We start from the raw sequence: 19,566 nt of genomic DNA on the forward strand, positions 1-19,566 counted from the left end.
AAATCCGACCTCAGGAGACGCGCGGACTCAATGACAGATTATTTTAGAAATCGCATGCGTTATGAAATTTGCTAAGTGCTGAGAACTATGATTATTCTACTAGTTCTTGCTTTGAGCTTAAGCACACCACTTCCTACTTCTTTGCTTACAAACACATCAGCACTTGCCTCTACTTTCCAACAAAAATGTGTACAGATTCTGCCAACGAATTTTGAACATCACACTTCGTTAGCATCTCTTGTTTGTGGCGAAAAAATCACAGACACAGAGTTGAAAGAAAATCTAAGCAAAACTTCTTTAATTCATATCTTTGTGATCTCCGGTTCTCACCTCATTTTGCTTGATGAACTTCTAAGCATTTTCAAAATTCCAGTCATTGTAAGATTTCTTTTTTTGGGTTCGTACTCTTTGGTTTCAGGTTGGCAAGCGCCCGCTGCGCGAGCATTTCTTGGACTGGGTCTGCGCGAAGTTTTTCGACGCAGACACCTTCACCTCCCCGCTGACTTTTCTGTTCTTGCAGCGGGTTTTACGACGTTGATTCTGTTTCCTGGGTGGTGGAACTCATTGTCTTTGCAAATGAGCTGGTGCGCGGCTTTGGCTCTTTCTACTTCCTCGGCACTGCGAATCAGAAACACCTTGGCACGCACTGTTTTCTCACAAGTCGCCATTTTCTTTTTTATGAGTGCACCTCTTTGGGGATTAGGAAGTCTTCACCCTTTGAGCATTCTCTATAATTTATTTTTGGCGCCGGTAGTTTCTTATATTTTGTTACCATTAAGTTTCTTGGCAGCGGTGCTGTCTCCGTTTTTAGTTTTGTTTGAAAAAATCATGACAGTGTTCAGCGAAACCCTTGTGGTTCTTGCTGAACCCATTGAAATTCACAAGCGTCCCTTGCCATCGGTTGGATTGCTATGGACTTGGATTTTAGGTTGGCATTGCGTGATGCACTTTCTCCGTTTGCATTTGTGGCAAGGGAAGGATGCGCCATGAAGTATTTTGTTTTTCTTGTTATTACTTTAAGTGCAAGCCTGCTAACCGATCTTTCGGCGCACTCCTACGTCGTTGTTTGGAATGTCGGACAAGGTCAGTGGGTTACGGCGGTTTCTCCATCAAGCTGTATTCACTTTGATATGGGTGGAGAGTTTTTTCCGTGGGAAAAAATTCTTCGTTCGTGTGCTACTAAGAAAAACATTGTTTCTTTGAGTCACTGGGACTGGGACCATATTGGAGCTTTATCCAAAAATCCGGTTCGTTCTCAGTTGAAAGATCTCTGTATTTTTCTGTCTCCGCTCGGGACGTCGAGCGCACGGAAAATGAAACTTTTAAAAAGTTTTCGTTCTTGCGAAGAGGCTTTAGACTTGCGGCCCTTCGATCTGCAGGCGGGAGTCGACGTTTGGACTCCGCTAAAAAATAAAAAATCTAACGAGCAAAGCCGTGTCGTTTTATATAAAAACATTCTTTTGCCTGGCGACTCCCCTTCGACTCAGGAAAAAATCTGGCGACATCTTTATTGGGTTCGACAAAGTCGAGTTCTGATTTTAGGTCACCACGGCAGTGCCACGAGCACTTCGGTAGAGCTTCTGCAGTCACTTCCGTCGCTAAAACTTAGCATTAGTTCGGCGCGATGGGCGCGCTACAAACATCCTCATAGTGCGACAGAGTACCGACTTATGAAGGTCCATATTCCCCTTCTTCGCACCGAAGACTGGGGGAATATTTGGCTTGAACAAGTTTTGTCGGAAAAATAATCTAACCTTCCACGACCAGGCGCAAATCCAAGACGGCCTGTTGCAGACTTCTTGATTGCTCCTTCAACATTTCGCTGGAAGCCGCAGCTTCTTCCGCGGACGCCGCATTCGCCTGTGAAGCTTGATCTAACTGCTGAACCGCTTTTGTGATTTGACTCACTCCTGCCAGCTGCTCGCTTCCCATTGACACGATTTCTGAAGTCAAGTCTGTGATTTTTTTGATGGAGTTTACGACGTCTTTAAGCACGGCTTCATTACCATTGGCGATTTGCGCACCGTCTTCGACCTTAGCAACGCTGTCTTTAATAAGCGTTGAAATGTCTTTGGCAGAAGTCGCACTTCTTTGCGCCAAGGTTCTGACGGCATCTGCGACGACCGCAAAGCCTTTTCCTTGCTCACCGGCTCTAGCCGCTTCCACTGAAGCATTGAGAGCCAGAAGATTTGTTTGGAAAGCAATGTCGTCAATGACAGCAATGATTTCTTCCATTTTTGAAGAGCTTTTTTTGATGTCGTTCATGGAACGAATCAACTGAGCCATCTCCGCCTCACCTTGCGCTGCGGTCGCGTTCCCGTGTGCGGCTAATTTTGATGTTTCTATGAGAGATTCATTGGCTCTTTTCGTCATGCCGGCAATTTCCTCTAAAGAAGCCGATGTTTCTTCGACAGACGCTGCTGTTTCCGTATTGGCATTTGCCAGCTGATTGCTCGCAGTCGCGATTTCGATCACGGCACCGTCAATGCTTGACGAAACTTTTTCAATCGAGTTTGAAACACTCGCCAAGCGACGGGAAATTTTCCCCGACATAAAAGTCGCAACGATCAAGACAATCATCATCACCGTGAAGGCAACGACAAAACCTGTAGCCATCGTCTTGCGAATAGCCTCCGCACTTTCTTTGCTCGTCGCTTCGAGCTTGCGTTGAAATCCTTCAGTGAGTTTATTCAAAGACTCTACTACAGGGCGATCTTTGCCTTTAAGCGCGATATCCGCCGCTTGATAATTATGATCACCCGTTTTTAGAAAGCCTTCTTTAGCTTCCTGGTACTGTTTGAATAGATTCGCTTCTGCCGTCAAAAAATCTTCGGTCAAAGCTCTGTCTTTTGAATCTGTTAAACGTGACTGCAGACCTTTAACAAGAGCGCGGACTTCATTGCTTTTATCAGTAAGCTCCGCAGAATACTTCGCGTAACTTTCAGGGTCATGCCCTCTGATAAGAATGTCTTTCCAGGCTTGCACTTCGCTCTTGAAAGCGAATGATATTCTGCCGACATCGCGCATTTTCTGGGCACGCCCTACTAAGTTTTCGACGACGTGACCGTTTTGATCGGCCGCCATCAGTAGAACGACTGAAAACACGGCGCCGATTGAAACCGCCGTTAACAAAGTTAAAAATAGAACCTTAGAACGTAAACTCAAACTCAACTTAGAAAAATCCATAACGCCTCAATAAATTAAAAGTTGTAGATGTTTCGGTCTTTCTTTAATGAACTTAAGTCTGAAAATCCAACCAACCCCTAGGGCCAGATCAGCTGAATGAGGTCCAATAGAAGCGCGCATTTCGCGGACCTGACTACTTACTAGACATCTGAACACGAAAAAAACAGCGCATTTAGGATAATTTCCCCGGCATGGATCATGAAGAAAGGGCATCGAACCTAAATTGAACGTCATTTAAACAAACATAAGGAGTCTCTATGAAAAAAATGGTTATCGTTGGTTTATTGCTCGCTTCTACAATCGCTCAGGCAACTGAGATCTCTCAAGTTTACTCTGCTTCTGTCACAAGCACAGTGGACTCTATTTTAGCGATCCCTCTTTTGACATCTGCGGGAACAGCGGGCACTTCAGCTGCTATCTCTGGCAACACTCATAAGCTCGTTCTTGCGGCTAAAGAAGACGCTGCGACTTTCGTGGCTTCAGACGCTACAATCCGTGGCGCTGCTCTTCAAAAAGCTTTGGAAGCTATCCGCGCTGAAAACCCAGCGTTGCAGGCTTCTGATCTTGATCTCGCTCAAGGCATCTTAAGAATGTAATTTAGATTTCGGCGGAGCTTCCCTCTCTCAGCTCCGCCGCTTCCTTCACTGTCTCGCTGAAAGGAGTTCTCAATGAAATTATTAGCTCTACTTTCGCTCAATCTTCTTTTGACAGTGCAGGCCTTTGCCTTTGGATACGATCTCTCAGACAAAAGTATCCCGACGGCGGCTCGTCCCGCGTTACAAACTCTTTTTGCGAAGTCTTCAAGTTTGCTTCCAGTGAAGCTTAAACAGGCTCTTAAAAAAGACCTTAAAGTTGAAATTTCTGATCTTAAAGCTAAAAACAAAGATGCGATGGCGCTTTATCGTCGCGGTCATATTTATTTAGATAAAACTGTGCTTGTCGAAGTGATGCGTGGTGAAGCCAAAGCCACTCCAACCAACAGAACTCACAAAACTCTTTATAAAGAAATTCTCGCAGCTGTCCTTCACGAAACGGCCCATGCCTATGACCATGAAGATGTGCATTCTTCACAAGAATACGCGCAAATCAATTACTGCAAAAACAGCGACGACAACCGAAATAACAATCGCAGTGATCCAGAGTGCCGTGCTTACATCAATATGAACCGCAGTTTTTCGCAAAATCCATATTTCTTGTTAATTGCGGGTTTTGAAAAAGACGATGAAAGCTGGATGAAACATCGTAGCCCTGACATCTATGAACTGACAGATCATGAAGAATTCTTTGCGGTGAACATGGAATACTTTCTTCTTGATCCTGAGTACGCGTGCCGTCGTCCGACGTTGGCGCGTCTTTATAAGTCACAATTTCAACATGATCCGTTTCCGGGTGTGAAATGTGATGCTCCGTTGACTTATGTGGTTCCGAACTACAAAGAGAACGAAAATCCCGTCAAAAAAATTGATTTAAGCCGCGTTTACCAAGTTCATTATTTCTTGGCTGACGAAGGTGAAGACATGTCGAGCGGCTGGGGACACTCGATGTTCCGTCTGGTGATTTGCTCTCCAGAAAGAAAAGTCGTTGGTCCTGAGTGCATGAAGGACGTGAATGAACACATCATTCTTTCTTACCGCGCGTTCGTAAATGGAATTCAGATCAACACTTTAAAAGGCCTGAATGGATCTTATCCATCGCGCTTGTTCTTCGTTCCACTTTCGCAAGTGATTGACGAATACAATAAAACAGAAATGCGCGACATTAAGAGCATTCCGTTGAATCTCACTCGCACGGAGATTGCCCAGTTTGTGACTCGCGCGATTGAAACGCACTGGAGTTATGACGGTAAGTACTATTTCGTTTCTAATAACTGCGCCACCGAAAGCTTGAATCTTTTAAAGTCCTCTGTGTGGAGACCTGGATTGATTTACGCTTCAATCAAAACTCCAATGGGTCTTGAAAAAGAGTTAGTTAACAGAAAAATGGCGAACAACTCGATGTTTGGAAATCGTTTGAAGGCTATTGAAGATGCTTATCTTTTTGACTCTTACAGAAGTCGTTATGACATGAGCTATGGTGTCATTCAAAAAACGCTGCGTCTCCCCTACAAAAACTTTACGGAGTTTTTAAAGCTCTCTGCAAAAGATCGTAGCGCTCTTTATCAGGGCATTAGCCGTTTGACAGGGAAAGACCGTCTGAAATCCGCAGCGGCCCTCTTGATGTTAGAAACAGCGGCTCACCGCTTTGTGATCGCAAATATCCACACGACTTTGCAGAAGTGGGTTCTTGAGGACATGAAGGCGGCAAAAAAGAATAATAAGAAATCGGACGTTGTTGAAGTGACAGAAAGCATTCTTAAAATCAGCAATATGTTCTCACAACCTGCAGCCTTCCTTGCAGGAGCTCCAGGTTACGGTCTTCCTTCAGGCAGCGATTGGGAAATTTTAGAAAACCGCACTCGTCAAAGCCAATCTCAAGGTGGCATGGTGTACAGTCAGGCGGAAGCTCAGATGTTGCAATTGATTTCTCCAGAGCAACAACGCGAGCTTGATCAAATCAAAAAGAACACCGAGTTTGGATTGTCCTTTATCAAAGCGATTTAATTTATTGAATCGCTTTTTCAATCATGTTTTTCAGTGCACTCATCTGCGAGCCTGACTTTGTCATATAGTTAGGCCCTGTAAATCCAAACCAGTCCCAACAGGCGTAAGGATTGTCCTTAGGAATCTTTGCTGATTGCGGATAAAGCACGATAATACGATTTGTCTCTGCCCACTCGTTATAGCCTGCCAAAGTCGCAAACTTATCTTGAATAAAATCTGGATTCATCTGGCAACCATGAAGAGCCACATGCAAACGGCATTGGATTCCTTGCTGACATTCGCTGGGCACGTACACCCAGCCCTCTTTATAAAGCGGTGTTTTCTCATCGCCGAAATCACCTTGTGAGAACTTAATTAAGTTCTTTGGTTCAAAGTTTCCACGCTCGTTCAAAGATCCATAAGCTGATTTTAAAATTTCTCCTGCAAGATCAAAGTTGCACTTTAAAAGCCACGGAAGGAATCCCATCTGACAAGGGTTTCCTGAACTGAGGGTCGGAAAACCGTGAGCTGAAACAATGCTTTTCTCTGTTGTGATTTGTGATGGATTCGCGAAGACTTTGTAGAACTCTTCTAGCTTCTCTGAATTTAAGGCATGAATGACGCTGTCTTTGACACTTGCATAGAGGTAAATTTTCTGGCGAGTTATATTTGTTAAAGAATCAATCTGCCCTTCGTCAGCCAATCTTCTGGCTTCGGCAATCTGCACGTTGGAATCAATCCCTTGAGGTTGCCCCATACAACGACTTTGCGCTTTTTGTGAATCCCCTTCCGAACACCAATAAATTCCTCCAGCGACACTCGCTACGGCCGAGATATTTTTAGAATAGGCGACCCCCATTTGGACTGCCATATAGCCGCCTGAAGAAACGCCGGAAATTGAAATGGCATTGCGATCGACTTTCCAAGAACCCAACGGGGCCGTCGTTGGAGATTGGTTGGGTTGAGAGGCAAAAAGAGTCGTGATTAAAAGTGCGAAGAAAGCCGACATAAATCCTCCAGGGTTGTAACAAGTTTTTCTCTGGAGATTTTTCTTGTCAATGAGGGCTTATGATTTTGCAAAATAAAAGGCCCGCATTTTCATGCAGGCCTTTTGAAATTTCTAGAGTAGAAACTTAAGGAATTAACCTTTGTAAGGTCTGTATTCCATGTGAAGGTCTTTAGCTACTGGCTCGTAACATACGTAACCACCGTAAGTGTTCAAACCTTTGAACAACGCTGGTGATTTCGCAATAGCGTCTTCAACGCCCATTGCAGCTAGCATAGAACCGTATTTCGCAGTGACGTTTGTCAAAGCGTAAGTCGAAGTTCTAGGTACAACGCCTGGCATGTTAGGCACACAGTAATGGATCACACCATCAACTTCGTAAGTTGGGTTTTGGTGAGAAGTCGGACGGCAAGTCTCAATACAACCACCTTGGTCCACTGCAACGTCAACAACAACAGAACCTTTGCTCATAGAAGCGATCATCTCTTTAGAAACAAGAGTTGGAGCTTTGTGGCCCGTGATCAAAACACCACCGATAACAAGATCAGAATCTTTCACTGAATCTTCGATGTTTTTAGAGTTCGAGAACAAAGTCATGCAACGACCTTGGAAGATATCATCAAGATATTCCAAACGTGCTGTGTTCACATCAAGGATAGTCACAGAAGCGCCAAGACCCACTGCCATTTTCGCTGCATTCGTACCAACAACACCACCACCGATGATAGTGACTTTAGCTGGTTTTACGCCCGTTACACCACCCATCAAGATGCCTTTTCCACCATGATCTTTTTGAAGGTAGAAAGCACCGATTTGAGTCGCCATACGACCTGCAACTTCAGACATAGGAGTCAAAAGCGGCAAAGAACCGTTGTCCAATTGGATTGTTTCGTAAGCAATCGCTTTCACTTTACGCTCGCAAAGAACTTTCGTTAGCTTCGCTTCTGCAGCCAAGTGAAGGTATGTGTAAAGGATTTGGTTTTCCTTCATGAGTTCGTATTCGTCAGGAAGTGGCTCTTTCACTTTTTGGATCATGTCTGCTTTTGCATACACTTCTTTTTTAGTGTCGATGATTTTCGCACCAGCTTTTTCGTATTGCTCGTTGCTGATACCAGAACCGACACCTGCGTCTTTTTCAACGATAACTGTGTGGCCTTCTTTCACGTACTGACGAACGCCAGCTTCAGTGATACCAACACGGTTCTCAGAAATTTTAATCTCCTTAGGAACACCGATAATCATGATTACTCCTGTCGGGGGTTCTTATTAAAACCCCTTCTGTTAAACCTCATTTTGACAACCCAGGAAATATGCCAGATCGGCAATAAAAAGCAACGGGCCCAAGGTGCCTGACGCAGTATGGGCCGAAAAAAGAAGCAGGCACCTTTTACAGGCTTGTTTAGCGAATAACGGCGGTCCTTCTGAAAAAGGGCCTCAAATGCAATTAAATCGACTTATATGCCGTATTTTTTGGCAGAGGTGTTGCTCCTTCCGTTCCCGAATATAATCGTGGAGAATTTCTATGAAGTTTCTAGGCACCCTCTCGTTCGTTTTCCTGGCCTCTTTTGCGGCTCAGGCCCAGTCTGCGGCGACCCAGTGGCGTATTACTCAGCCGACCTGGACAGACCTGCATGAACGGCAATTTGGCGAGTTTGTTACACGTATTGGTGAGGCCGTTGAAAAACGTCAATGCTGGAAAGTGGATAACTGCCTAAAAAGTTCCGCCAATCCTTATTTCAATTCTGATCCTGCAGGTCTTAAATATTTCGCAGACTGCGCGGATCTTCCTTATTACTTGCGCGCTTATTTTTCATGGAAAAACGGTCTTCCGTTTTCGATCGTGAGCGAAGTTAAAGCGAACTTAGAGCCGGGACAAGATCCTAAAGACGTGAAGGACCTTCGTTACAACAACCTCGGCAACTACGTAAATAAACGCTACGACGTTCTCACAAAGAACGGCCTTTTCAAGAACACATACCCGAATGCTCTTGAAGTTTTGAATGACATCGTTCCAGGTTACACGTTCTCTGCGACTTATCGTATGTTGGGTGATGTTGATCAAGACCTTTTCACAGATTTCTATCCTGCTAAAATTGATCGCAATGGTGTTCGCCCTGGAACTGTGATCTATGATCCTAATGGACACGTGGCGATTGTTTATAAAGTCGCTGATGATGGACGTGTGTTCTATATCGATGCTCATCCAGACAACTCTTTGACGATGGGTATGTTCACTCCAAAGTTTGTTCGCAGTCGTCCTGCTCAAGGTGCTGGATTTAAAAACTTCCGTCCTTTGGCGGTGGTGGATGCGAAACTGGATTCATCTGGAAACTATATTGGCGGAAAAATTATTGCTGCCGCTAATACGCAACTCGCTTCATTTGGCTTAGAGCAATACTACGGAACACAACCGGATCCTCAAGGATGGAGCAAAGGAAAGTTTGTCGTCAACGGACAGACTGTGAATTTCTATGACTACGTTCGCATGAGCTTGATGCAAGGTGAACAGCACATTGATCCACTTAAAGATATGGCACAATTGACAGACGATATTTGCGTGAGTCTAAAAGACCGCGTTGATGCAGTCGAGGCCGCTCGCACTTCGGGCGTTTATTTGAAACCTCATCCGGAAAAATTGCCGGCGAACATTTACGGAGCTGAAGGCGAATGGGAGGCTTATGCAACTCCTTCACGTGATGCTCGTTTGAAAGTGGCTTTCATTGATTTATTGAATCAAACAAAATCAAACATTGAGCGCTACAAGAAAAGAGATCCAGCCATCCGTTATAACGGCGGAAACTTAGCTGCGGACTTGTTTGCGATTTATGCGCAAAAAGCTCAGGCTTGTCAGTTTTCTTACACGACGACAAACGGTCTGACCGTAAGAATGAACCTGGAAGCTGCCCGCCAAAGATTGTTTGCGATGAGTTTTGACCCTTATCACTGTATTGAAAATCGTTGGGGCGCAAGACTTGATCAGGAAATGGCCTCTTGCACGGACGACGAAAACAAACGCGCGTGGTACGAAAAAGAAAAATGGTTGCGCAACCAACCCGAGCGCAAATACGACGCCCGTATGGATTACACGCTGGATGAGATCACGGGCCCGATGCCCGGCGGAGTCGGCATAGAAACCGCTCCTGATGTGGATATCGTGGGTTATCTCAAATCACAGCGCTAATAAATTTAATTCGTTTCCCGCGAAGAGACACAAACTTGAGTGTCTCTTCGTATTTCTGTTTTTTCGGCACCTAAGGTTATCTATCTTTAATGAAACTTCGCTTCAGGCAAGCTCACTCCACACCGATGAATTATTCATCGGCAAAGGAGTTGCCCATTGAAAAGATTAAGTCTTAAAGCACGTTTCCTGTTAATCTTCGCTCTTTGTATCTTCAGCATTCAGACGTTTAACTACATCCAGTTTCAAAAATCCCTTAACACACAAAAAGAGCATATCGTCGACAATTTCAATCTGCATTCTGAGGCGCTGGCTTCGTCAATTGCAGCGCAGTTTTACGAACGCTATGGTGACGTCCAGGCTTTTGCTAAAAACGAAATTCTTATGAGCACCGAAAAGCCCCGCATCATTGAGGCGCTGAATTCTTATGTCGCTCTTTATGGCATTTATGATCTTATTCTTTTCGTGGCTCCCGACGGGAAATTGATTGCCGTGAACAACCAGGATCCGAAAGGAAAGAATATCGATACACAGGAACTCTACGGACTGGATTATTCGTCGCAGGAATGGTTTCAGAAAGTGATAGCAGGACAGACGACGGATGATTCCAGCAAAGGTTTTACGGGAACCTACGTGGAGCAACCGCAGAACGATTTTTACATCCATCAAGTCTATAAAGAAGACCGCAAAGCAAATAGCTTTAGCGCCATCGTTAAAGACTCTCACGGTAAAGTCATCGGAGTTCTTTCCAACCGTGCAAACTTTAAATGGGTGGAGGACGAGCTTAACTCTGCCTTTCACAACCACCAGTCAAAAGGTCTTTCCTCTGTCTTGCTAACTTTGGTAGGCCCTGATGGCAATATTCTTGCGTCACGCTCCGACAAAGACTCTGTGAATTTCAACACAAGTTTGCAGGCCTTCACTCCCGTTGAACAAATCCGGAAAAAAGGAAGCGGCGTCTTTCAAGGGATGGATCCTCGCCGCGAAGGCGTTGAACAAGTCATTGGATATAGTTTTTTAGAACACCATAAATTTATTTCGAATCTTAATTGGGGTGTGATGGTGCAAGCCAATGCGAAGGACCTTTTCGCAGGATTGATTTCAGCCAACACATATTTCCTCGTGGGGCTGTTTGCCTTTACGACGGTGGCTTTAGTTCTTTGCTGGATTGTTATCAGCTCTTTGGCCAAACACATTCAAAGTATCACCGTGCGTATTGCTGAAAACACGATTGATGTGGCGACCTCCAGTGAGCAGGTCAGCTTTGCAAGCCAGACAATTTCCAAAGGAGCTGTTGAATCTGCAGCCTCTATTGAAACGTCGGTTGCCTGCATGGAAGAAATCTCTTCGGTCACTAAGAAAAACAACGACAGCGCAGAAAACGCAGCCCTGCTTTCTCAAGACTGTCAGCAAAAAGCGAAAGTCAGCAGCGATGTTTTGGGAGACCTTCGAGTTTCGATCCAACAAATTCACGCCTCCTCAAAAGAAATCACCGAAATCACCTCTGTGATCGAAGATATCGCCTTTCAAACAAATCTTTTAGCTCTGAATGCGGCTGTCGAGGCAGCTCGGGCCGGCGAACAGGGAAAAGGGTTCGCCGTCGTCGCAGACGCCGTGAGAACTTTGGCACTACGAAGCTCTGAAGCTGCAAAAAACATCAGCCAGCTGATCACTAAAAGTGCGGATATCGTCAGCATCGGCACAAAAAAAGCCGAAGAAACAGAATCCGCCATTAAATCTATGATTCAACTTATTGAAAAAATCGCTTACTTAAATCAGGAGATCTCTCAAGCTTCCAGAGAGCAAACGATCGGGATTCAGCAGTTCGGAAAAACAATGAACGAAATAGATTCTGCATCACAAAGTAACGCCTCGGTCGCTGAAGAACTTTCCGCCACGGCGGAAGTCATGATGCGTAAATCTCAGACCCTCAAAACGGTCACGCAGGAATTAGAGTCCGTGGTCAATGGAGACAAGGCCCACGACCCTCTTCCTATGGGAAAAGAGCCCCAAGGGACTCTGTTATTGGCAAAGTGAGCTGATGTCGCTGCGTCTTACATTGGAACAGTCCAGCCGTTGTAGCGCTGGACTTCTTCTGAAATATCCGCTCCCAGTTCGACGTGACGGAAGCTGGTTGGTGAATCCCAGATTTTCTTAACGAGCTTATTCATCACATCGTGGCCGGCTTTATAAAGGACCACATGCCCCATTAAAGGCATTTCCAAAGTCACCAGATCCCCTAAGGCATCTAAGGCTTTGTGACGAACGAATTCATCTTCCCAACGAAGACCTTCGGGATTGATGATGGCCTCGTGATCCAAAACGATACAATTATCAAGGCTACCACCTTTGGCAAGACCGCGAGATTTTAAAGCTTCGACATCTTTCATAAAACCAAAAGTTCTGGCACCTGCGACATCGCGACCGAAAGATTGTTCATTGATATCCAGATCAATGGTTTGCTTTCCGATTTTGGGATGTGGGAAATCAATCGTCACCGTCAGACGTAGTCCGTGGTAAGGAACAACGTAGGCGTGCTTCTCCCCTTCACTAAAATAAATTGGTTCCGTGATGTAGCAATATTTACGAGGTTGATCTTGCTCCACAATGCCGACCTCTAAAAGAGCTTTCAAAAAGTCGCGAGCACTGCCATCGCCGATAGGAATTTCAGGGCCATCAAGTTCAATAAATAAATTATCAATACGAAGAGCCGACAATGCTGACAAACAGTGTTCAATCGTTGCCACAGAAAAAGCGCCGCCACCAATGGTTGTTTGGTGAGACGTCGCTTGAACATTTTTGGCTGTGACTTTGAGTGAAGGGCTGCCCGGCAAATCATTGCGGATAAAGTAGACGCCCGTATCAGCAGGTGCTGGCCTGAAAGTGAGAGTGCAAGGATCACCGGAGTGAATCCCGATACCATGAACAACTGTTTTTTTACGGATCGTTTTCTGCAAAAACATACTAGTTAGACATTACTCTAACTAGCGGGCCTTCGCAATGCGCATTTGCCCGACGACGTCGCCCTTCCAGTTCGTCACTGTCGGCATTGTGTACTTGGCCAAGGCTTTGAACTCCGTCTCATTAAGACCGCCTAACTGCAGTAATAACGAAGCTGTTGCCACTTGAGCGGCGCGACCCGCGCCATCGGAGGCTTTGATTGCGAAAGCGACTCTTTTTTCTGGAAGAACTCCGCAGAACACACCTTCAGCTCCGCCTTTGATGATGGCTCTTCCGTGTGTCTTTTCAATCACAGCTGTGGCGAAATTGTCACTGCCGGAAATGTAAAATGGAAAACTTCTCACAGCTCGCAAAATACGTTCTGATGCGGCTTTCCTGACTGGAGACTCTTTGGAGTTGATCAAAACAGACATCCCTACTGCCATGTTTTGCAGAGGAACGGCATAAGTGGGAATTCCACAACCGTCAATGCCGTAGGCGGTTTTTGAATGATCGTAGCGCATGGTTTCGGTCAAAACTTTGCGCAAACGTTTCTGCGCCCCGTGTTCGTACTTTTCATAACCAGTTGGATCTTCACCTAAGTGCAAACATGTAGTGATGAGTGCTGAATGTTTTCCCGCACAGTTGTTGCAAAGAACGGTGGGTTTTTGCCCTTTGCGGGTCATCTCCAAAGCGCTTTCTTCGTTATACGGAAGATGTGGAGCGCAGACATAAGACGATTCTTTGATACCAACCTTATCCATCCACTGCGTGAGTGCGGTGATGTGATCTTTTTCCCCGCGATGAGAAGAACAAGCTAAAGCAATGTGCTTATCTTCAAGTTCAAATTTATCCGCGGCACCTGATTCAATAAGTGGTAAAGCTTGAAGCATTTTGATCGCACTTCGAGGCATCGTTAGAAACTGCGGGTGCCCCCAGTACTGAGTGATGCTGCCGATTTCATTCACAACGACAGCCATGACTTGATGAAGGGACTCCACAACGGGGCCCCGTAATACTTCAACAACCAACGGTTGCTTTGAAGCCATATTATTTCTCCGACATTAATACTGTGTTCTTCGCAAACTCAGTGATGACACGTCCACGCTGAGTTTTTTGAATAAAGCCTTCTTGAATCAAGAAAGGCTCATAGACCTCTTCAAGAGTGTCTCTCTCTTCACTGAGGGCCGCTGCTATTGTATCAATGCCGACAGGTCCACCGTTATATTTTTCTTGGATCAGGCTCAAAATACGACGATCCATCAGGTCCAAACCGTATTGATCCACGCCCAACTGGTTCAAAGCATAGACGGCGATATCCTTGGAGATCGTACCGTTGCCTTTCACTTGGGCGTAATCGCGAACACGTTTTAATAATCTGTTCGCCACGCGAGGAGTCCCGCGAGAGCGACGAGCGACCTCTTCAGCCCCTTCAGAATCCATTTTCACTTTGAGAATTTCTGCGGATCTTATCAAAATTTGTTGAAGAGCATCCTTGTCGTAGAACTGCAAACGCTCGACAATTCCGAAGCGATCTCGGAATGGAGGATTTAAAAGCCCCGCTCTGGTTGTCGCCCCGACCAACGTAAATGGTGCAAGTTGAAACTTCATCGAGCGCGCGCCAAGACCTTCTCCGGTCACGATGTCGATATAATAATCTTCCATCGCTGTATACAGATATTCTTCAACGTGACGACTGAGACGATGAATCTCATCAATAAATAAAACAGAATGCGGCTTCAGCGATGTGAGAACGGCCGCGAGATCGCCTTTTTTATCGATCGCTGGTGCTGACGTCATTTTGATTTCAGCGCCCATATCGTTGGCGATAATTTTTGACAGCGTCGTCTTACCTAAGCCCGGAGGACCACATAAAAGAACGTGATCCAAAGACTCGCCACGGTGTTTGGCTGCCGCGACGAAAACTTTTAGTTTTTCTTTAACGTCGGTTTGACCTGGAAAGTCTTCGAACTTCTGCGGGCGCAGTTCGTTTTCCCAACTCTTCTCCCCTTCAACAGGGTCACCTTCTAGGATGCGACTCATGACAAGCTCCCAGACAGAGTCTGCAATCCTTTACGAACGCCATCTTCTAAAGATGTATCCGTTGGCAAAGTGGAAACAAATTGATCGACCAGTTGAGATTTGTAACCCAAGTTGAGCAACGCCGAAGTGATCTGCGTGTGCGATTCTGATTTAGATTTGATTGTTTCTTCGATGGAAACAAGTTTTCCTTTTAAAGTCAGAATAATTTGTTCCGCAGTTTTCTTTCCCACTTTTGGAAGACCCGATAGACCTTTGGCATTTCCAGCTTCAATCATCTCTTGAATTTGCGCAGGACGGCCTCCTGAAAGAATGCTCAAGGCCATTTTTGGCCCCACACCATTGACTTTCAAAAGAGATAGGAAAAGATTTTTTTCATCTTTCGAATGAAATCCAAAAAGTTGCAAGGCATCTTCACGGACATGTGTGTGAATCCAAACGATGATGTCTTTACCCAAAAGTGATTGCAGATCGACCAATGTGTTTGATGAAGCGTGAATTTCATAACCGACACCTTGCACGTCGATCAAAGCGGTGTCGCTTGCTACTTCAATAATTTTTCCGCGTAAATAACCAATCATAAACTCACCGCTCTCTCAAGAATCGCTTTTTTCTTTAATTCAAAGGCATGGTGGCAGGCCATAGCCAAAGCATCGGAGGCGTCAATGCGATTGATCACCTTAATGTTGAGCACCGCTTTTAAAATCGCCTGCACGTCTTCTTTGGAGGCCCCACCGTTTCCGGTCACACCTTTTTTTACAACCCGCGTGGCGTATTCGTAAACGTCGGCATCACCCAAACCGGCTTCATACATCACGACTCCGCGAGCATGACCGAGCTTAAAAGCACTGTCGGCGTTTTTTCCTAAAAAGATTTTTTCAATCACCACTTGATTCGGTTTGTATTTTTCCATGACTTCCCGAAAAGCAGAGCCCAATTCCTTCATGCGGCCTGGAAAGGCTTGATCGGCATCAAGCAAAATCACGCCGTGATTGATATGCTCAATCTTTCCGTTCGTGACTCGAACAACACCAAAACCTGTAATGCGGGAACCAGGATCGACCCCGAGAATCGTCAATGACATCAAAACACCATCCGTCGCCCTTATTTGAAGCTGAAGCTATTGCTTAGTCAATAAATCTGAAATAGTATTTAAGTGTATCCACGAACGGAACGGATTAATGCAACTGATGAAAATAGATGCAAGCACTGTTGAAAAGTATCAAATGATTCTTGAGAAAGACCCGAATTCTCAGGTGTTTGCTCCGTTGGCTGAAGCGTATCGTGAAATGAAAATGCTTCAGGAAGCGCAGAAAGTTGTGACTGCTGGCGTTCAACGCCACCCGCAATTTGTTGGCGGTCTTGTCACTTACGCAAAAGTGATGCGCGATTTAGGACAACTTCCCAAAGCCCTGGAAGCCTTGAAGAGAGCGACTTCCCTGGCGCCCGAGAATATTTTAGCGCACCAATTGTTGGCCGAAGTTCAACTGGCTTCGAAAAATCCGAAGGACGCTCTTAAAGCGTTTAAAATGGTTTTGTTTTTAAATCCGAATTCTCAGTCAGCGCAAAAAGCTGTGCAAAAATTAGAATCTTTGACGGCGGATGAATACGACGAAGAAGTTTTTTCGATGACAAAACTTCCGGAAGTGAATTTAGAAAAAACTCACGAAACTCCGGTGACAAAATCAGAACCCGTGATGGTGGTTCCTCCGCAACCGACAACTCCAAGCAAAGCCATGGAGCGGATGCTTTCTTTGATTGACGCGTTTATCGTGCGCAACGACCTGGAAAAAGCGCATGCACTTTTAAAAGACACGCGCATCGAATTCGGCGATCATCCGGAAATTCAAAGACGAATGAAGACTCTGCAAGTCCGTTATAATGACACGGACGAAGCAACTCCCCTGCGTCCTCTTCAACCTCGCGATAAACTGATCCGCGAAAAGAAGTTGGAAGTTCTTGAAGCGATGCTGCGCCAGGTCGAAGAGTATCGTTCTCAGGGGCTTTGATTAAACTATAAAATTACGAACACTGCATAGCCGAAGGAAGCGAAATGCCGCCCTTCAAACTAAACTCTGTATTTTCATCCAATCCATTGCATGAATTGCACATCGGAACAATCCGTTCACCTTCAACTTCCGGATGATGAACGTGTGCCCCCAATTCGGCAGAGTTAGAGCAACCTTTGACTGAACACTCACTCGGCCAAACTTTATTTGCCAGCTTAATCCAATGATCCTTCCAAGTTTTGCATGGCGAACATTTTTTCCAGCCAGTTCCAGCTTTATTCTTCCAGCCATTTGCAGACAACCCCATTATTTCTCCTTCACTTTATATGAGATGCCACTAGCCTGCTTCCTCATCATTTACATTTCAAGAGCTGGTCTTCTTTTCCTCACGCGGCAACATCATTTGTAATGTTGTTTTTCTTGACGTGATTTTCGCGTCTCCTAAAGGAGGCATGATGTGTTTAAAATAATTTTCCTCCACCTTCGACAGAAACAATTCGATCGCGAAATAGTGGCGCGATTATCGATTTTCAGAAGCCTTTAGAAAAGGACCTGCAATGCACTTTCGATAGCAAAATTAGGCAAAAATCGAGTTATAAAATCGATGATATAACTTTCACAACCGTAGCGGAGGTGGAAATGGATATCAAAAAACTTTCAAATATAGAACTTATAAATCGCTTTGGAAAACTTGTACAAACAGAGAGAAAAATCACGCATTTGGTTTTGGAATGTATTGCCGAAATTGATACCCGTAAAATATATCTTGAGCGAGCTTACCCAAGTCTTTATGAATTCTTGATTAAAGAATTTGGATACAGCCCGTCGGCAGCGGTTCGCAGAATTGAATCTGCGCGACTGCTTCGCGAGGTACCTGAATTTTCTGAGAAGATTGAAGAGGGGTCCTTGAATCTATCGCAGCTTTCGAAAGTTCAGCAGGCCATTCGCATAGTTCAAAAAACGAAGGCACGAAAAGTTCATGTTGAAGAAAAACGCGAGCTTTTGCGGAAAATCGAAAATACGAGTCAGGATCAGACAGAGTTGATTTTATCTCAAGAGCTCTCGCTTCCCATATGCTATGAAGAGCGCGAAAAAATCCATAGAGATGAATCCGTCACTTTGACGATTCCCTTTTCAAAAGACCAGATGGCTTTACTTGAACAAGTGAAAGACTTACTCTCACATTCTGTTGAAGGTGGCAAATGGGCTGACATCATTGCCTATTTAGCTAGGAAAGAAATCCAAAAAAAGACGAAGATTAAAAGACAATCGAAACCCGCGATTCAAACCAAACCTGCCGCGATAGTAGAAGTTCTGAATGGCGCGGATAAGGATACTAACTTATCTTCTACTAAGCCATCAATAGCGGCCACAAGAAAACCAATAGCTATAAGTTTACGAAAAGGTATTTTTACGAGAGACAAATGTTGCCAATATCGAGATCCCGCGACAAATAAAATCTGCGGTGCCACTCGATTTCTGGAGATTGATCACGTACAACCTATTTGGGCCGGCGGCACGAACAAAATAGAAAATTTGCGTGTTCTTTGCTCTCAGCACAACAAATTTAAATACAGAAAAGAAGCGGGTTTACAACCGTAGCGGAGGTGAAGATATCACTCCTCTTTTCCCCAAGACCATTTTGGTTTTTCTCCTTTGAGATAACAAAGGATGATCAAACCGATGGTCAATGGAATTGTGATTGCCAGAAAAACCGGAGCTGAAAACGAACCGTCCGCCTCAGTCAGCAAGGGGTAAAGAGCGACTAAGATTGTGTAGACCAAGATAGTAACCCATCCTTGAATGGTGTTGGGTGTCCACCCCCAACCGTAGCGCTTTCTTTTAAACCAAAGTGTCTTTGAATTTTGATTCTGCGTCATAGAAACCTCTAGCTGTGCTCAATTTACGCCCAAGTTTAGCAATCGAACACAGGGGAAACGGCGCAAAATCACCCCTGACGCATCAAGACTACCCATCCTCAAAAAGCCCAATGTTGACCAAATACAACCGTTTAGGACAATATGGCCCTTCTGTAGTTTTAATATAACAAGGATTATACAATGTACGAAACGTCGGATTTTAAAAAAGGTCTTAAAATCATGATCGAGGGGAAACCCTATGTGATCGTGGATTTCCAACACGTGAAACCAGGTAAAGGAAATCAATTCACACGCACAAAACTAAGAAACATGCTCACTGGCCAAAATTTGGAATCGACTTTCAAATCAGGTGAGAAATTTGAAGTTCCTAACGTTGAAAATAAAGAGATGACTTATCTTTATAAAGACGACTCTGGCTACAACTTCATGTCTCCGGAATCTTACGAACAAATCGCGATGTCTGAAGACGATCTTGGCGAATCTAAGTACTACCTGACTGAAAACTTGAAAGTTGTGATCTTGTTCTACAACGAAAAAGCAGTCGCTTGTGACGTTCCAAAAGCTGTGAACTTGACTGTGGCACAAACAGATCCGGGCATCAAAGGGGACCGCGTGACTGGTGCAACGAAACCAGCAACGATGGAAACAGGCTTGTCTGTAAACGTTCCCCTTCACATCAATGAAGGCGACGTTCTTCGCATCGACACTTCTTCTGGTGAGTACGTAGAGCGCGTTAGCCAAAAATAAG

The 19,566-nt window shown here is 44.9% G+C and carries 19 protein-coding genes; 9 read left to right on the forward strand and 10 right to left on the reverse strand.

The features are described 5' to 3' along the window. Positions 1-87 precede the first annotated feature (87 nt). Complete coding sequence (locus ACLSSO_RS11830; RefSeq protein WP_413942915.1) at positions 88-990, forward strand: ComEC/Rec2 family competence protein; 903 nt, start codon at positions 88-90, stop codon at positions 988-990. Next, positions 987-1,748 (forward strand): ComEC/Rec2 family competence protein, encoded by a 762-nt coding sequence (locus ACLSSO_RS11835; protein WP_413942916.1) that lies wholly within the window; start codon positions 987-989, stop codon positions 1,746-1,748. Before ACLSSO_RS11830 ends, ACLSSO_RS11835 begins: the two co-directional genes overlap by 4 nt. Position 1,749: 1 nt before the next feature. Here ACLSSO_RS11835 and ACLSSO_RS11840 read toward each other — a convergent pair whose 3' ends face one another. Continuing rightward, positions 1,750-3,186, reverse strand: coding sequence for a methyl-accepting chemotaxis protein (locus tag ACLSSO_RS11840; protein WP_413942917.1), 1,437 nt, complete (start codon positions 3,184-3,186; stop codon positions 1,750-1,752). A 257-nt stretch (positions 3,187-3,443) separates the two neighbouring features. On the opposite strand from ACLSSO_RS11840, the gene ACLSSO_RS11845 reads away from it, so the two are divergent. Together ACLSSO_RS11845 and ACLSSO_RS11850 are read left to right on the forward strand one after the other, a co-directional pair. Further along, positions 3,444-3,782 carry a DUF2388 domain-containing protein gene (locus ACLSSO_RS11845; protein WP_340592212.1) on the forward strand — a complete coding sequence of 113 codons (339 nt, stop codon included), beginning with the start codon at positions 3,444-3,446 and terminating at the stop codon, positions 3,780-3,782. 72 nt (positions 3,783-3,854) lie between these two features. Then, the gene (locus tag ACLSSO_RS11850; protein WP_413942918.1) at positions 3,855-5,786 is read left to right on the forward strand and encodes a DUF4105 domain-containing protein; all 1,932 of its coding nucleotides are present in this window, start codon (positions 3,855-3,857) and stop codon (positions 5,784-5,786) included. Position 5,787: 1 nt separating this feature from the next. Here ACLSSO_RS11850 and ACLSSO_RS11855 read toward each other — a convergent pair whose 3' ends face one another. Both ACLSSO_RS11855 and ald read right to left on the reverse strand, forming a co-directional pair. Next, positions 5,788-6,774: a PHB depolymerase gene (locus ACLSSO_RS11855; protein WP_413942919.1), complete on the reverse strand. Its 987-nt coding sequence runs from the start codon at positions 6,772-6,774 to the stop codon at positions 5,788-5,790. Between the two features lie 132 nt (positions 6,775-6,906). After that, a complete protein-coding gene (gene ald / locus ACLSSO_RS11860) occupies positions 6,907-8,013 on the reverse strand; it encodes an alanine dehydrogenase (protein WP_340592215.1) in 1,107 nt (368 codons plus the stop codon). A 280-nt stretch (positions 8,014-8,293) separates the two neighbouring features. Here ald and ACLSSO_RS11865 point away from each other — a divergent pair, with 280 nt between their 5' ends. Continuing rightward, positions 8,294-9,952: a hypothetical protein gene (locus ACLSSO_RS11865; RefSeq protein WP_413942920.1), complete on the forward strand. Its 1,659-nt coding sequence runs from the start codon at positions 8,294-8,296 to the stop codon at positions 9,950-9,952. A gap of 156 nt (positions 9,953-10,108) precedes the next feature. Further along, a complete protein-coding gene (locus ACLSSO_RS11870) occupies positions 10,109-11,986 on the forward strand; it encodes a methyl-accepting chemotaxis protein (protein ID WP_413942921.1) in 1,878 nt (625 codons plus the stop codon). Positions 11,987-12,003: 17 nt separating this feature from the next. Here ACLSSO_RS11870 and lpxC read toward each other — a convergent pair whose 3' ends face one another. The 5 genes from lpxC to ruvC are packed head-to-tail and all read right to left on the reverse strand — an operon-like array spanning position 12,004 to position 16,013. Next, entirely contained in the window at positions 12,004-12,912 is a 909-nt protein-coding gene (gene lpxC / locus ACLSSO_RS11875; RefSeq protein ID WP_295899969.1) for a UDP-3-O-acyl-N-acetylglucosamine deacetylase, read from the reverse strand. Between the two features lie 21 nt (positions 12,913-12,933). After that, entirely contained in the window at positions 12,934-13,938 is a 1,005-nt protein-coding gene (locus ACLSSO_RS11880) for an asparaginase (RefSeq protein ID WP_413942922.1), read from the reverse strand. Between the two features lies 1 nt (position 13,939). Then, the gene (gene ruvB / locus ACLSSO_RS11885; protein WP_413942923.1) at positions 13,940-14,932 is read right to left on the reverse strand and encodes a Holliday junction branch migration DNA helicase RuvB; all 993 of its coding nucleotides are present in this window, start codon (positions 14,930-14,932) and stop codon (positions 13,940-13,942) included. Further along, positions 14,929-15,510 (reverse strand): Holliday junction branch migration protein RuvA, encoded by a 582-nt coding sequence (gene ruvA / locus ACLSSO_RS11890; RefSeq protein WP_413942924.1) that lies wholly within the window; start codon positions 15,508-15,510, stop codon positions 14,929-14,931. The genes ruvB and ruvA overlap by 4 nt, the downstream gene beginning before the upstream one ends. Beyond that, positions 15,507-16,013 (reverse strand): crossover junction endodeoxyribonuclease RuvC, encoded by a 507-nt coding sequence (gene ruvC, locus ACLSSO_RS11895; protein WP_295899965.1) that lies wholly within the window; start codon positions 16,011-16,013, stop codon positions 15,507-15,509. The genes ruvA and ruvC overlap by 4 nt, the downstream gene beginning before the upstream one ends. 97 nt (positions 16,014-16,110) lie before the next feature. Between ruvC and ACLSSO_RS11900 the strand changes: the two genes are divergently transcribed. After that, a complete protein-coding gene (locus ACLSSO_RS11900) occupies positions 16,111-16,938 on the forward strand; it encodes a tetratricopeptide repeat protein (RefSeq protein ID WP_413942925.1) in 828 nt (275 codons plus the stop codon). Between the two features lie 13 nt (positions 16,939-16,951). Here ACLSSO_RS11900 and ACLSSO_RS11905 read toward each other — a convergent pair whose 3' ends face one another. Next, complete coding sequence (locus ACLSSO_RS11905; RefSeq protein ID WP_413942926.1) at positions 16,952-17,245, reverse strand: hypothetical protein; 294 nt, start codon at positions 17,243-17,245, stop codon at positions 16,952-16,954. Between the two features lie 332 nt (positions 17,246-17,577). On the opposite strand from ACLSSO_RS11905, the gene ACLSSO_RS11910 reads away from it, so the two are divergent. Beyond that, positions 17,578-18,540: an HNH endonuclease gene (locus ACLSSO_RS11910; RefSeq protein ID WP_413942927.1), complete on the forward strand. Its 963-nt coding sequence runs from the start codon at positions 17,578-17,580 to the stop codon at positions 18,538-18,540. Between the two features lie 14 nt (positions 18,541-18,554). On the opposite strand, the gene ACLSSO_RS11915 is transcribed toward ACLSSO_RS11910, so the two are convergent. Beyond that, positions 18,555-18,818, reverse strand: a complete 264-nt coding sequence (locus tag ACLSSO_RS11915; RefSeq protein ID WP_413942928.1) for a hypothetical protein — start codon at positions 18,816-18,818, stop codon at positions 18,555-18,557. 180 nt (positions 18,819-18,998) lie between these two features. On the opposite strand from ACLSSO_RS11915, the gene efp reads away from it, so the two are divergent. Further along, positions 18,999-19,565, forward strand: coding sequence for an elongation factor P (efp, locus tag ACLSSO_RS11920; RefSeq protein ID WP_295899963.1), 567 nt, complete (start codon positions 18,999-19,001; stop codon positions 19,563-19,565). The last annotated feature ends 1 nt before the right edge of the window (position 19,566 follow it).

This window comes from Bdellovibrio sp. HCB-162, assembly GCF_047344985.1.
Lineage (GTDB): Bacteria > Bdellovibrionota > Bdellovibrionia > Bdellovibrionales > Bdellovibrionaceae > Bdellovibrio.

Excerpts from the sequence above, each read along its gene's own strand:
- ACLSSO_RS11850 (WP_413942918.1), top strand. The coding sequence starts at position 3,855 with ATGAAATTATTAGCTCTACTTTCGCTCAATCTTCTTTTGACAGTGCAG.
- ruvA (WP_413942924.1), bottom strand. The coding sequence starts at position 15,510 with ATGATTGGTTATTTACGCGGAAAAATTATTGAAGTAGCAAGCGACACC.
- ACLSSO_RS11855 (WP_413942919.1), bottom strand. The coding sequence starts at position 6,774 with ATGTCGGCTTTCTTCGCACTTTTAATCACGACTCTTTTTGCCTCTCAA.
- ACLSSO_RS11865 (WP_413942920.1), top strand. The coding sequence starts at position 8,294 with ATGAAGTTTCTAGGCACCCTCTCGTTCGTTTTCCTGGCCTCTTTTGCG.
- ACLSSO_RS11830 (WP_413942915.1), top strand. The coding sequence starts at position 88 with ATGATTATTCTACTAGTTCTTGCTTTGAGCTTAAGCACACCACTTCCT.
- ACLSSO_RS11880 (WP_413942922.1), bottom strand. The coding sequence starts at position 13,938 with ATGGCTTCAAAGCAACCGTTGGTTGTTGAAGTATTACGGGGCCCCGTT.
- ACLSSO_RS11845 (WP_340592212.1), top strand. The coding sequence starts at position 3,444 with ATGAAAAAAATGGTTATCGTTGGTTTATTGCTCGCTTCTACAATCGCT.
- ACLSSO_RS11915 (WP_413942928.1), bottom strand. The coding sequence starts at position 18,818 with ATGACGCAGAATCAAAATTCAAAGACACTTTGGTTTAAAAGAAAGCGC.
- lpxC (WP_295899969.1), bottom strand. The coding sequence starts at position 12,912 with ATGTTTTTGCAGAAAACGATCCGTAAAAAAACAGTTGTTCATGGTATC.
- ACLSSO_RS11910 (WP_413942927.1), top strand. The coding sequence starts at position 17,578 with ATGGATATCAAAAAACTTTCAAATATAGAACTTATAAATCGCTTTGGA.
- ruvB (WP_413942923.1), bottom strand. The coding sequence starts at position 14,932 with ATGAGTCGCATCCTAGAAGGTGACCCTGTTGAAGGGGAGAAGAGTTGG.
- ACLSSO_RS11835 (WP_413942916.1), top strand. The coding sequence starts at position 987 with ATGAAGTATTTTGTTTTTCTTGTTATTACTTTAAGTGCAAGCCTGCTA.
- ACLSSO_RS11900 (WP_413942925.1), top strand. The coding sequence starts at position 16,111 with ATGCAACTGATGAAAATAGATGCAAGCACTGTTGAAAAGTATCAAATG.
- ACLSSO_RS11840 (WP_413942917.1), bottom strand. The coding sequence starts at position 3,186 with ATGGATTTTTCTAAGTTGAGTTTGAGTTTACGTTCTAAGGTTCTATTT.
- ACLSSO_RS11905 (WP_413942926.1), bottom strand. The coding sequence starts at position 17,245 with ATGGGGTTGTCTGCAAATGGCTGGAAGAATAAAGCTGGAACTGGCTGG.
- efp (WP_295899963.1), top strand. The coding sequence starts at position 18,999 with ATGTACGAAACGTCGGATTTTAAAAAAGGTCTTAAAATCATGATCGAG.
- ruvC (WP_295899965.1), bottom strand. The coding sequence starts at position 16,013 with ATGTCATTGACGATTCTCGGGGTCGATCCTGGTTCCCGCATTACAGGT.
- ald (WP_340592215.1), bottom strand. The coding sequence starts at position 8,013 with ATGATTATCGGTGTTCCTAAGGAGATTAAAATTTCTGAGAACCGTGTT.